This is a genomic window from Trinickia sp. (genome assembly GCF_051961175.1).
Lineage (GTDB): Bacteria > Pseudomonadota > Gammaproteobacteria > Burkholderiales > Burkholderiaceae > Trinickia.
Window position 1 is genome coordinate 1 of the sequence record NZ_JBQCDN010000243.1, and the last position, 12,246, is coordinate 12,246.

A 12,246-nucleotide genomic window follows, 5' to 3' on the forward strand; every position below is an offset into this window, starting at 1 on the left:
CCGGTTTTCTCCAAAAGATCTTTGGCAGCCGCAATCAGCGTCTCGTCAAGCAGTATCAAAAGACCGTCGCGGTGATCAATGCGCTCGAGCCGCAAATCGAGCAATTGACGGACGACCAACTGCGCGCCAAAACGGACGAATTCCGCCAGCGCGTGGCGAGCGGGGAATCGCTCGACAAGCTGTTGCCCGAAGCGTTCGCAGTCTGCCGCGAGGCGAGCCGCCGCGTGCTGAAGATGCGCCACTTCGACGTGCAGCTGATCGGGGGCATGGTGCTGCACTACGGCAAGATCGCCGAAATGCGCACGGGCGAGGGCAAGACGCTCGTCGCCACGCTGGCCGCCTACCTGAACGCGCTGTCGGGGCGCGGCGTGCACGTGGTGACGGTCAACGATTACCTGGCTCAGCGCGACGCCGAATGGATGGCCAAGCTCTACAACTTCCTTGGCTTGTCCGTCGGCATCAACCTGTCGCAGATGGATCACGAGTCGAAGCAGCAGGCCTATGCCGCTGACATCACGTACGGCACGAACAACGAATTCGGCTTCGATTACCTGCGCGACAACATGGTCTACGAGACCACCGCGCGCGTGCAGCGCCAGCTCAATTTCTCGATCGTCGACGAAGTGGATTCGATCCTCATCGACGAAGCGCGCACCCCGCTCATCATTTCCGGTCAAGCCGAAGATCACACCGATCTGTACGTGCGGATGAACGCGTTGCCGCCGCTGCTCGAGCAACAGATCGGCGAGGAAAAGGCCGACGGCACGGGTATCGAAAAGCCGGGCGATTACACACTCGACGAAAAGGGCCGCCAGGTGTTCCTGACGGAGTCGGGCCACGAAAAGGCCGAGCGCTTGCTCGCCGAATGGGGCCTGATCGGCGAGGGTGAAAGCCTCTACGCCGCGCAGAACATCACGCTGATGCACCACGTCTATGCGGCGTTGCGTGCGCATACGCTGTTCTTCCGCGATCAGCATTACGTCGTGCAAAACGGCGAAGTCATCATCGTCGACGAATTCACGGGCCGCCTGATGCAGGGCCGCCGCTGGTCGGACGGGCTGCATCAAGCCGTCGAAGCGAAGGAGCACGTGAAGATCCAGAGCGAAAATCAAACGCTGGCATCGATCACGTTCCAGAACTACTTCCGCATGTACGCGAAGCTGTCGGGCATGACCGGCACGGCCGATACGGAAGCCTACGAATTCAACGAAATCTACGGTCTCGAAACGGTCGTCATCCCCACGAACCGTCCGCCGAAACGGATCGACCGCCAGGATCAGATCTACAAGACGGCCAAGGAGCGTTACGACGCTGTCATTCGCGATATCCGCGAATGCTACGAGCGTGACCAGCCGGTGCTCGTCGGCACGACATCGATCGAAAGTTCCGAACTGCTGTCGAATTTGCTGACGAAGGCGGGCCTGCCCCACGAAGTGCTCAACGCGAAGCAGCATGCGCGCGAAGCAGGCATCGTCGCCGAGGCGGGCCGGCCCAAGCGCATCACGATCGCGACCAACATGGCTGGCCGCGGTACCAACATCGTGCTCGGCGGCAACGCCGAAAAGCAAGCGTCGTTGCTCGAGGCGGACGAATCGATTCCCGCCGATGAAAAAGCCAAGCGCATTCAAGCGCTGCACGACGAATGGCAGGCGCTGCACGATCGCGTGAAGGCCGCGGGCGGCTTGCACATCATCGGCACCGAACGCCACGAATCGCGCCGTATCGATAATCAGCTGCGCGGCCGTGCGGGCCGCCAGGGCGATCCGGGCTCCTCGCGCTTTTACCTCTCGCTGGAAGATCCGCTGCTGCGCATTTTCGCGGGCGATCGCGTGCGCTCGATTATGGACCGCCTGCGTATGCCCGAGGGCGAAGCGATCGAAGCGGGCATCGTCACGCGCTCGATCGAATCGGCACAACGCAAGGTGGAAGCGCGCAACTTCGATATTCGTAAGCAACTGCTGGAATACGACGACGTCTCGAACGATCAGCGCAAGGTGATCTATCAGCAGCGCAACGAGCTGCTGGAAGCGCACGACATCACGGAAACCATCGCCGCGATGCGCCATGCGGTCGTCACCGACGTCGTGCACGAGTACATCCCGGCCGGCAGCATCGAAGAGCAGTGGCATGCGCCCGAGCTCGAAGAAGCGCTGCGCAAGGATTGGCAGCTCGACCTCGCCGTGCAGGAGATGATCAACGAATCGCAGTCGCTCGCAGCCGACGACATCGTCGAAGCCGTGATCGGCGCGGCCGATGAAGCGTATGAAGCGAAGGTCGCGCTTGTCGGGCGGGAGGCGTTCAGCGCGTTCGAGCGCTCGGTAATGCTGCAGACGCTCGACCGCTGCTGGCGTGAACACCTCGCCGCGCTCGACCATCTGCGCCAGGGCATTCACTTGCGCGGCTATGCGCAGCAAAACCCGAAGCAAGAGTACAAGCGCGAGGCGTTCGAGCTGTTCGAGACGTTGCTCAACATCGTGAAGACGGAAGTGACGCGCATCGTCATGAACGTTCAGATCCAGTCGCCCGAGCAACTCGAAGAAGCGGTCGAGCAATACGAAGAACAAGGCGGTCAGCTGGAAAACGTGGAGTTCCGCCACGCCGAGTTTGCGGAAGCCGCGGCCGGCGGCGCTTCGACGGATACCGCCGCGGAAGAGATGGTCGGCCACGCCATGGGCCATGGCGCGCACGCGGCGGCTGCCACGGCGGCCGCGGCCACGGCTGTCGGCGCGGGCGGCATGCCGAAGGTGGGCCGCAACGATCCTTGCCCGTGCGGTAGCGGCAAGAAATACAAGCAGTGTCACGGTAAGCTGGCTTAACGCATATTCACGAACATGGCCGTCAATTTTCCTTCGATCGATCCCGCACAACTTCATCCGGTGGCAGGCGTGACGCTTGGCTTCGCGGAAGCCAACATCCGCAAGCCCAACCGTAAGGATGTCCTCGTTATCTCTGTCGACGAAGGCGCGACGGTGGCGGGTGTCTTCACGGCGAATCGTTTCTGCGCCGCACCCGTGACGGTCTGTCGCGAACATCTCGCCCATGCGCGTACGGCGCAAAGCGGGAAGGGCATTCGCGCGCTCGTCGTCAACACGGGCAATGCCAACGCGGGCACCGGCGAGCCGGGCCTCGCGCACGCGCGCGAAACCTGCGCTGAATTGGCTCGTCTGGCCGGCATCGCACCGGAACAAGTTCTGCCGTTCTCGACGGGCGTGATCCTGGAGCCGCTGCCGGTCGATCGGCTCAAGGCCGGGCTGCCTGCGGCGCTCGAACATCGCGCGCCTGCGCACTGGTACGAAGCGGCGCAGGCGATCATGACCACCGATACGCTGCCCAAAGCCGCATCGGCTCAGGTGGGGATCGACGGCCACACGGTCACGCTCACGGGCATCAGCAAGGGCGCGGGCATGATCAAGCCGAACATGGCCACGATGCTCGGCTTTCTCGCATTCGACGCCGCGGTCTCGCAGGATGTGCTGGATACGCTTGTGAAGGACGTGGCCAATCGCTCGTTCAACTGCATCACGATCGACGGCGATACGTCGACGAACGACTCGTTCATCCTCATCGCGACCGGCAAGTCGAGCCTGCCGGCCATCACCTCGACGGCCACCGCCGCTTACGCGGCGCTGCGCGATGCGGTCGTGCACCTCGCGCAAACGCTCGCGCAGCTGATCGTTCGCGACGGCGAAGGGGCGACCAAGTTCATGACGGTGCAAGTGGAAGGCGGCGCAAACGAAGGCGAATGCCGCCAGATCGCCTACGCGATCGGTCATTCGCCGCTCGTGAAGACGGCCTTCTACGCTTCCGATCCGAACCTCGGCCGCATCCTGGCCGCAATCGGGTACGCGGGCATCGCCGATCTCGACGTCGCGAAGATCGATCTGTATCTGGGCGACGTTCACGTCGCAACGGCTGGCGGCCGGCATCCGGCTTATCGCGAAGAGGACGGCCAGCGCGTCATGAAGGAAAGCGAGATCACGATTCGTGTGCTGCTGGGCCGCGGTTCCGCCCAGGCGACTATCTGGACCTGCGATCTATCGCACGATTACGTCTCGATCAACGCCGATTACCGTTCCTGACACTCGGCCGCGATCGATGCGGCCGCTGTGGTCCTCAATGGCGCCGCGTCAGGCCGCGTTGCACGGTGCTGTGCTGTGGCTAACGGCGCCTGATCTGTCACATCGCTCATCGCTATGGACAAACTCGAACAGTTTCTGACCCGTGCCGAGGCCCTGCTTGGCCGCCTCGAATCCGTGCTGCCGCCGGCGGCGCCCGACATCGATTGGTCGGCCGCCGTGGCATTTCGCTGGCGCAAGCGTCAGGGCCGCGGTTACCTCCAGCCGGTGCCGGCCATTTCGTCGATCACGCTGGCCGATTTGCAGAACATCGATCGCCAAAAGGCCCTGATCGAGCAGAACACGCGCCAGTTCGTCAATAAGCAGCCGGCGAACAACGTTTTGCTCACCGGTGCACGCGGCACTGGCAAATCGTCGTTGATCAAAGCCTGTCTGAACGCCTATGCGAAAGACGGCTTGCGTTTGATCGAAGTCGACAAAGACGATCTGCATGATCTGGGCGATATCACCGATCTCATCGCATCCAGGCCCGAGCGTTTCGTCGTGTTTTGCGACGATCTGTCGTTCGAGGAAGGGGAGTCGGGCTACAAGGCGCTGAAGGTCGCGCTCGACGGCTCGGTGTCGGCGCAGTCCGACAACGTGCTGATCTACGCCACCTCGAACCGCCGCCATCTGCTGCCCGAGTACATGAGCGACAACGAGTCGTACAAGCACACGTCCGATGGCGAAATCCATCCCGGCGAAGTCGTCGAAGAAAAGATTTCGCTGTCCGAACGCTTCGGCCTGTGGGTGAGCTTCTATCCGTTCAAGCAAGACGATTACCTCACCATCGTCGGCCACTGGCTCCGTCATTTCGGTTGTGGGGACGACGACATCGCCAATGCGCGCGGCGATGCGCTCGTCTGGGCCCTCGAACGCGGATCGCGTTCGGGCCGTGTCGCCTGGCAGTTCGCCCGCGACTGGTCGGGCCGCAGGACGGCGGCATGACAACGACACGAGACGGCCTGGATGCCGCCGACCGCTCACCGACGGGGCGTCCCGTTACCGAGGTAGCCGTGGGGGTGCTTGTCCATCCTGACGGCCGTTATTTGCTTGCCCAGCGGCCTGTGGGGAAGCCCTACGAGGGGTACTGGGAGTTTCCCGGCGGCAAGCTCGAACCGGGTGAAAGCGTCGAAGCGGCGTTGACGCGCGAACTGCACGAGGAGCTCGGCATCACGCTCACCGCCTGCCATCGTTGGCATACGCTCGAGCACGACTATCCGCACGCCTACGTGCGGCTGTACTTTTGCAAGGTGACGGCGTGGACCGGTGAACCGCACGGGCGCGAGGGGCAGGCATTCAGCTGGCAGCGTCTGCCAGTGGACGTCGCGCCGCTGCTCCCTGCCGCCATTCCCGTGCTGGAGCTGCTCGCCGCGGATTGACGGCGACTAAGACGAAGGCGGGTGGTGGCGCGCGACGCCGCTGCTGGACCGCTTTCGCACGGTCAGTTCAAATCGCCGTGCTTGTCGTCGTCCGAGGGCGGGTCTTCATCGGTGCCGCCGATTCGGTACTTCTCATTGGCCCACGCACCGAGATCGATCTGTTTGCATCGTTCCGAGCAGAACGGGCGGAAGCGGTTCTCGGGCGTCCAGCGGACGTCTTTGCCGCAAGTCGGACATTTGACTACGGTAACCATACGAATTCAGGCTGTCAGGCAATCGTCATCGAGCCGCCGCCATGCGCTTGGGCGGACGACGGCCGGGGTAGCGAATGGGGTGCGCGGGCATGCGCCCGCGCGGTGAATTAGAGGCTGCACAGCGTCAATTGGAACGGCACGTCGACATCGACCGACCGTGGACGCAAATCTCCATCCTGTACCGTGAAGCGTACCCAGAGCATGTACTTGTTGGCACTCGCTTCGGGGATCACACGCAACTCGGGTGAAACACGCACCTGCATCAGCTGATACGTGCGGCCCGACAGCATTTGCTGATAGCTGCCCTGCATCGCCATGACTTTCGACGCTTGGCCGGACTCGCGAGCGAGCCGCAGCACGATCGTCGCGGCGTCGCGCAGCGGCAGCAGCGGCGCGATCCATTTGGCGATGTCTTGCCGGCGCTGATCGGGGTGCAGTTGCTGCCACGCGTAGTACGAGGGCAGATCGAACTCGCAGGTGCCGCCCGGAATGATCGCGCGGCTGCGAATGCTCGCGAGCCATTCGTTTTCCGACAGGTGTTGGCCCGTCTTGCCTTGCATCTGAGCAAGGCCGGCGAGCGTTTGCTCGATTTCACCGAGCACGGCTTCCAGCGCGTTCTGCTCGATGCCGGGATTGCCACGGAACGGCGCCAGCGTTTGGCGCTGCCGCTCCAGTTCCTTCATCAAATCGGACTTCAAGTCGGCGCGACCTGTGACTTCCGCAATTTCAAACAGCGTTGTCAGCGCGACATGGTGCTCGCGCGCGTCGTCTTGACTCAAAAAGAACGTGAAGCGCTCGAACAAATCTTCGAGGCGCAGCAGCGTGCGAATTCGCTCGTTGAACGGATACTCGTAAAGAATCAAGCGCGCTCGCCCCTGACGTCGTGTGTGGTGGGATTGCAGCACATTCTAATGCGCAGAATTGGCCCCCGCAATCGCGGAATCAGGCACTTTTTGCTGCTTTTTCCGGGGATTGAACGTTCTGCGAACGTGTACGGTCGTTGCTGCAACATGTCCGATATCTTAGGTACATCCGCAATCGTCATGGTAGTGCCGCGCCGGCGAGCGCGAGATACTGCTGATGAAGCTGCCGCACTTCTTGTGCCAGCCGCTCGAGCGGGGTGTTGTCGTTGATGATGATATCGTCGGCCGCGGCCAGCCGCGCCTCCCGCGTGGCTTGACGCTCGATGATGGCCAACACCTGTTCGCGCGGGAACCCGTTGCGGCGCATGACGCGTGCGATTTGCGTTTCGACGGTGCAATCGACCGCGAGCACGCGATCGACACGCGATTTCCAGGCGCCCGATTCGACGAGCAACGGCACGACGATCATGGCGTAGGGGCCTTGCGCAGCGGCCCGCTCGCGCTCGGTTTCAGATCGAATGAGCGGATGCGTGATGGCTTCGAGCCGGGCCTTGGCCGTATCGTCGGAAAAGATGAGCGCCCGCATCTTCGCCCGATCGAGCGAACCATCGGGCGCGACGAATCCGGGCCCGAAGACGTGCGCGATCGACGGCATCGCGGCCCCATTGGGTGCCGTCACCCGGTGGGCGATGACATCGGTGTCGACAATGGTCACGCCGTGCGTCGCGAATAGATCGGCGATGGTCGACTTGCCGCTGCCGATGCCGCCCGTGAGCCCCACTGCGAACATAGCGCTCAGCCCCCCAGCAGATGGAACAACGGCGTGCCGCTGAACAGCGTGATCACGCCGCCCAGCGCGAGAAAGGGGCCGAACGGTAGCGGCTCTTCGAACCGCAGACGCCCTGAGCCCATCGCAACGAGACCCACCACGGCACCGGTGACGGCCGCGATCAGCACGATCTGCGGCAACGCCGCCCACCCGAGCCACGCGCCGAGCGCCGCGAGCAACTTGAAATCGCCGTAGCCCATCCCTTCCACGCCGCGCGCGAAGCGAAACAGCCAATAGACGCACCACAGGAAAAGATAGCCGGCGATCGCACCTGCGACAGCGGCATGCAGCGTAGCGAACGTATCGCCGAAATTGACGATGAGGCCGGCCCACAACAGCGGCAGCGTCAGCGAATCGGGCAACAGGCGCGTTTGAGCATCGATGGCGCTCATGGCGAGCAGCGCAGCGGTGAAGCCGAAGGCGGCAAGCCCGGTGCCGGTTGGGCCGTACAGCGCCAGTGCGGCGGCTGCCAGCGCACCGCTCGTGAGTTCGATGAGCGGATAGCGCGCGCCGATCGGCGCACGGCATGCGGCGCATCGTCCGCGCAGCAAGAGGTAGCTGAGGACCGGGATGTTTTCGTGGACGCGTAGCACGTGGCCGCAGTGCGGGCAGGCACTGCGAGGCACGCAGAGGTTGTAGCGCGCCGGAAATGCGTCCGTCGTTGCGGGTTGCCCGGTCGCTTCGCTGATTTCCAGATGCCATGCGCGTTCGAGCATGATGGGCAGCCGGTGTGCCACCACGTTGACGAAGCTGCCGATGGCGAGCCCGAATACGATCGCGAACGCGAACTGCCATACCGGCGGCAGCACGCCGAAGGCGGTGCCGATGCCGAGAGAGAAGTGCGAGAGCGGATCGCTGATGACGGAAGCGTACACGTTGCAGATTGTGATCAAGGCCGAGTGGCGAATGGGGGGCATGCTACACCACGTTGCTCAGTTCGATGATGGGCAGATATAGCGCGATGACGAGCGAGCCGGCGGCGAGCCCGAGCACGATGACAACAAGCGGTTCTGCGCAGGCAGAGGCGAGCGCGAGCTTTTCGTCGACCTCGCGTTCGGCTAGCGCGGCGCAATCGAGCAGCATCGTGTCGAGCGCGCTCGATTCCTCCGCGACGGCGATCGGTTCGACGAGGGTCGAGGGAAAGCAGCCGACGCCGCGCATGGCGTGGGCGAGCCGTTCGCCCTGCCTCAACCGAGCTTCGATTTGTGCATTCGCTGCCTCGAACACCGCATTGCCTGTGACGTGCGAGAGCGAGCGCAGGGCATCGGCGAGCGGCGTACCCGCCGCGAGCAGCGTGCCGAGCGAGCGCGACCAGCGCGCGGCCGCGACGGCGCGTATGAGCGGACCCACTGTGGGAAGCGCCAGCAATAATCGGTCGAATACCGCACGGGCATGCGACGAGCGGCGAATGAGGCGCGGTACGACCAGCAGCACGACGCCGAATCCCGCCAATATCGGCGGGCCGTGGCGCAGCGTAAAGCTCGATGCGGCCAGCACCGCGCGCGTGGGGCCGGGCAGTGTGGCGCCGAAGCTATCGAAGACCTGCTCGAACGTGGGCACGACGAAAGCCAGCAGCGCGGCCGTGACGGCTGCAGCAAGCAGCGCGACGGTGCAAGGATAGGCGAGTGCCGTGCGAAGTTTGCCGCGTTGAGCGGCCGCGCGCTCGCGATGCTCGACGATGCGAGCCAGAACGGTCGCCAAGGTGCCCGTCGCCTCGCCGATTGCCGAAAGCTCGCGGAAGAGCCGGTCGAATTGCGCAGGATACGCCGCGAGCGCCGAGGCGAATCGTTCTCCGTTTGCGATGCGCCGCGCCAATCCATGCGCCACACGCGGCATCGCGTCGCGGCGCGATGCGTGGCCAATGAGATGGAGTGCCTGCACCAGCGGGAGCCCCGCATTCAGCAGGCTCGTCAGTTGCCGCGCGAATGCCGTGACCTGGCGCGGGGTGGTTCTCGGTGGCTTTGCCTCTGCGCGGCCGGTCATGCGGCGTCTGTGGCGGCGATGGCTTCGGCCAGACTGGTCGTGCCTTCGCGAACGAGCGCCAGCGCTGCGGCGCGCAGGGCCGTCATGCCGTCGGCCCTGGCCTGACCGGCGATCGTCTGACCGCTCGCGCCAGCATTCACGAGATCGCGCATGGCCGGCGACAGCGCCATCACTTGATGGACACCGATGCGGCCGTGATAGCCCGCACCGTGGCAGGCCGGACATCCGCACGCGGCATAGGGCGTCCAATCAGGTGCCACTTCCCGGGCGAACCCGGCGGCGGCCAGCACTGCAGCCGGCATCGGCGCGGGTACTTTGCAATGGGGGCACAAGCGTCGCACGAGCCGCTGCGCGGTGACGAGCCGCAGGGCGGCCGAGAGGTTGTACGACGCCACGCCGATGTCGCGCAAACGCCCGATTGCACCGGGCGCGTCGTTCGTATGCAGCGTAGCGAGGACGAGGTGCCCCGTCTGGGCGGCCTTCAGTGCGACATCAGCCGTTTCGGGATCGCGAATCTCGCCGATCATGATGACGTCGGGATCTTGCCGTAGCAGCGCGCGCAGCGCGGCCGCGAACGTCAGCCCTGTCTTCTCCCTGACGCTGACTTGATTGACGCCGGCCAACTGGATTTCCGCAGGATCCTCGACCGTGCAAATATTGCGCGAGGCAACGTTGAGCAGCCGCAGGAAGGCATACAACGAAAGTGTTTTGCCGCTGCCCGTCGGCCCCGTGACGAGAATGAGCCCGTGCGGTGCGCCGATGGCGGCTTCGATCAGCGGCCTTTGCGTTGCGTCGAAGCCCAGCGAGGCCAGCGACAAATCGGATGGCAGCGCCAAGAGGCGGCGCAGCGCGAGCTTTTCGCCGTGCATCGTCGGCAGTGCGCTGACGCGATAGTCCTCCATCTCCCCCGGTGCGACGGCGAGCCGCAATCTACCGTCTTGTGGAACGCGCCGCTCGGCGATGTCCAGCCGGGCCAGCACCTTGATGCGCGTGATGAATGCGTCCCGCAGGTGCGAAGGCGGGCTGGGCAACTCGTGGAGCACGCCGTCCACACGCAGGCGAATGCGCCAACCGTGCTCGTTGGGTTCAACATGGATGTCGGACGCGCCGCGCCGTGCTGCTTGATCGAGCGTGGCCGCGAACAGCCGCGCCGCGGGCCCGTCGTCAGGCAGCGCGGCGTCGGCGCGTAGAGAAAGCGATGAAGGAGCTGGCATCGGAAAAGCGGCGCTGCGCCGCGGTGAAATGCGATCAGGCGATCATCGCCTGCGCGCGTTCCGGATACCATTCGGCCGCTCGGCCAGTGCGCTCCAGGATGTGGCGATCAGCCTTGGGAAGCCTTGGAGACGGCGCGCACGCGCGGCTTGAACAGCTTGACGGTGCGCACCGCCTGGTCGTCGCTTTGCAGCACTTCGAGTTGCACGTCGCCGATCTGCAAGCAAACGTCGCCTTCGGGGATTTCTTCGAGCGTTTCGAGGATGAGCCCGTTCAGCGTCTTGGGACCGTCGGTCGGCAGCGCGATTTGCAGCCAGCGGTTGAGCTCGCGCAGCGGCATGCTGCCGGCGACGATGCATTCGCCGTTGTCCGTCCACCCCCTGCGGCTGTTGGCGCTGCGCGGGATCGACGTCGTGAACTCGCCGATCAATTCCTCGATGATGTCCTCGGGCGTGACGAGGCCCTCGAGCTCGCCGTACTCGTTGACGACGAGCGCGGCCCGATGACGCGTTTCCTGGAAGTACTGCAATTGCTGAGACACCGGCGTGCCCGATGGCACGAAGTACGGATCGGTCAGCAGTTCACGCAACGTCTCCAGGGTGAGTTCCTGCTTATGCAGTGCGGCGAGCGTCTTACGCACGTGCAAGAGGCCCACCACACGGTCGATATCGCCCTGATAGACGATGAGCTTGTTGTGGTAGCACGTTTCCAGCTGACGCAGGATGTCTTCGAACGGGGCGTCGAGGTCTAGCGCTTCGATTCGGCGGCGCGGAATCATGACGTCTTCGACCGAGATGTTTTCGAGATCGAACAGATTGAGCAGGATGCTGCGGTGCTTGGTCGGCATGAAGCTGCCCGATTCGACCACGATCGCGCGCAATTCCTCGGTGGTCAGCCGTTGCTCGCGGCCGCCTTTCGTGTTGATGTGAAGCACGAGCAGGATGGCGTTCGAAAACAAGTTGACGATCCAGACCGCCGGCTTGAGCACGCGCATCAGGGGCGCGATGATGACGCTGGCGGGCAGCGCGATCTTTTCCGGATAGGTCGCGCCGACGATCTTCGGTGTGATTTCCGCGAAGACGATGATGAGGAACGCGACGATCCCCGTTGCGATCGAGAGAACGAGGTTGTCGCGTCCGAACGTGCGCAGGGCGATCGACGTCGTCAGCACGGGGATGATCGTGTTCAGCAGGTTATTGCCGATCAGCACGACGCCTAGCAGCTGATCGGTACGGGAGAGCAGGCCTTGAGTCGTCTTCGCCCCGAACGCCCCTTTTCCAACGAGGTACTTCAACCGGTGGCGGTTGAGCGCCATCATGGCTGTCTCGGAAATTGAGAAGAAGCCGGAGCAGAAAAGCAATACGAAAACGGCGCTGATTTGCGCCCACAAGGGAATTTGGTCCACGCGTCGTGCTGAAGTGGGAATGAGAGGGATGGCAAGAATATAGCAGAGCGGGTGGGGCGGTCCTTGGCGGGCGAGGACTTGCGCCGAATCCCGGCATGGGAGAAGTAGCGAACTTGCACTTGCCGGAGCGCGTCGTTGCAGCCCTGTCGGCGCCTGTTCCGCTATCCGCCAAGCATGATGTTTCCCATGCCCAAAAACAAAAA

The 12,246-nt window shown here is 63.7% G+C and carries 11 protein-coding genes; 4 read left to right on the plus strand and 7 right to left on the minus strand.

Annotation, left to right across the window (positions count from 1 at the left end; translation table 11 throughout):
- The 4 genes from secA to ACTHL0_RS14875 all read left to right on the plus strand — a co-directional run.
- Window positions 1-2,816: preprotein translocase subunit SecA (gene secA / locus ACTHL0_RS14860; RefSeq protein ID WP_440567573.1), on the plus strand; the 2,816-nt coding region annotated here is incomplete at its 5' end.
- A 15-nt stretch (window positions 2,817-2,831) separates the two neighbouring features.
- Window positions 2,832-4,079: a bifunctional glutamate N-acetyltransferase/amino-acid acetyltransferase ArgJ gene (gene argJ / locus ACTHL0_RS14865; protein ID WP_440567574.1), complete on the plus strand. Its 1,248-nt coding sequence runs from the start codon at window positions 2,832-2,834 to the stop codon at window positions 4,077-4,079.
- 114 nt (window positions 4,080-4,193) lie between these two features.
- Window positions 4,194-5,063 carry an ATP-binding protein gene (locus ACTHL0_RS14870; RefSeq protein ID WP_440567575.1) on the plus strand — a complete coding sequence of 290 codons (870 nt, stop codon included), beginning with the start codon at window positions 4,194-4,196 and terminating at the stop codon, window positions 5,061-5,063.
- Window positions 5,060-5,497, plus strand: a complete 438-nt coding sequence (locus tag ACTHL0_RS14875; RefSeq protein WP_440567576.1) for an NUDIX domain-containing protein — start codon at window positions 5,060-5,062, stop codon at window positions 5,495-5,497. Before ACTHL0_RS14870 ends, ACTHL0_RS14875 begins: the two co-directional genes overlap by 4 nt.
- A 62-nt stretch (window positions 5,498-5,559) precedes the next feature.
- Here the strand turns inward: ACTHL0_RS14875 and yacG are convergent, their stop codons facing one another.
- The 7 genes from yacG to ACTHL0_RS14910 form a co-directional block, all read right to left on the minus strand.
- Window positions 5,560-5,751, minus strand: coding sequence for a DNA gyrase inhibitor YacG (gene yacG / locus ACTHL0_RS14880; RefSeq protein ID WP_440567577.1), 192 nt, complete (start codon window positions 5,749-5,751; stop codon window positions 5,560-5,562).
- A gap of 107 nt (window positions 5,752-5,858) precedes the next feature.
- The gene (gene zapD, locus ACTHL0_RS14885) at window positions 5,859-6,614 is read right to left on the minus strand and encodes a cell division protein ZapD (protein WP_440567578.1); all 756 of its coding nucleotides are present in this window, start codon (window positions 6,612-6,614) and stop codon (window positions 5,859-5,861) included.
- Between the two features lie 178 nt (window positions 6,615-6,792).
- Complete coding sequence (gene coaE / locus ACTHL0_RS14890) at window positions 6,793-7,404, minus strand: dephospho-CoA kinase (RefSeq protein ID WP_440567579.1); 612 nt, start codon at window positions 7,402-7,404, stop codon at window positions 6,793-6,795.
- 5 nt (window positions 7,405-7,409) lie between these two features.
- On the minus strand, window positions 7,410-8,360 hold the full coding sequence (locus tag ACTHL0_RS14895) for a prepilin peptidase (RefSeq protein WP_440567580.1): 951 nt from the start codon (window positions 8,358-8,360) through the stop codon (window positions 7,410-7,412).
- Between the two features lies 1 nt (window position 8,361).
- Window positions 8,362-9,426: a type II secretion system F family protein gene (locus ACTHL0_RS14900; RefSeq protein ID WP_440567581.1), complete on the minus strand. Its 1,065-nt coding sequence runs from the start codon at window positions 9,424-9,426 to the stop codon at window positions 8,362-8,364.
- A complete protein-coding gene (locus ACTHL0_RS14905; protein WP_440567582.1) occupies window positions 9,423-10,640 on the minus strand; it encodes a GspE/PulE family protein in 1,218 nt (405 codons plus the stop codon). The genes ACTHL0_RS14900 and ACTHL0_RS14905 overlap by 4 nt, the downstream gene beginning before the upstream one ends.
- Before the next feature lie 107 nt (window positions 10,641-10,747).
- Complete coding sequence (locus ACTHL0_RS14910) at window positions 10,748-12,043, minus strand: HlyC/CorC family transporter (RefSeq protein WP_440567583.1); 1,296 nt, start codon at window positions 12,041-12,043, stop codon at window positions 10,748-10,750.
- Between the last annotated feature and the right edge of the window lie 203 nt (window positions 12,044-12,246).

Excerpts from the sequence above, each read along its gene's own strand:
- argJ (WP_440567574.1), top strand. The coding sequence starts at position 2,832 with ATGGCCGTCAATTTTCCTTCGATCGATCCCGCACAACTTCATCCGGTG.
- ACTHL0_RS14870 (WP_440567575.1), top strand. The coding sequence starts at position 4,194 with ATGGACAAACTCGAACAGTTTCTGACCCGTGCCGAGGCCCTGCTTGGC.
- ACTHL0_RS14875 (WP_440567576.1), top strand. The coding sequence starts at position 5,060 with ATGACAACGACACGAGACGGCCTGGATGCCGCCGACCGCTCACCGACG.
- yacG (WP_440567577.1), bottom strand. The coding sequence starts at position 5,751 with ATGGTTACCGTAGTCAAATGTCCGACTTGCGGCAAAGACGTCCGCTGG.
- coaE (WP_440567579.1), bottom strand. The coding sequence starts at position 7,404 with ATGTTCGCAGTGGGGCTCACGGGCGGCATCGGCAGCGGCAAGTCGACC.
- ACTHL0_RS14895 (WP_440567580.1), bottom strand. The coding sequence starts at position 8,360 with ATGCCCCCCATTCGCCACTCGGCCTTGATCACAATCTGCAACGTGTAC.
- ACTHL0_RS14900 (WP_440567581.1), bottom strand. The coding sequence starts at position 9,426 with ATGACCGGCCGCGCAGAGGCAAAGCCACCGAGAACCACCCCGCGCCAG.
- ACTHL0_RS14905 (WP_440567582.1), bottom strand. The coding sequence starts at position 10,640 with ATGCCAGCTCCTTCATCGCTTTCTCTACGCGCCGACGCCGCGCTGCCT.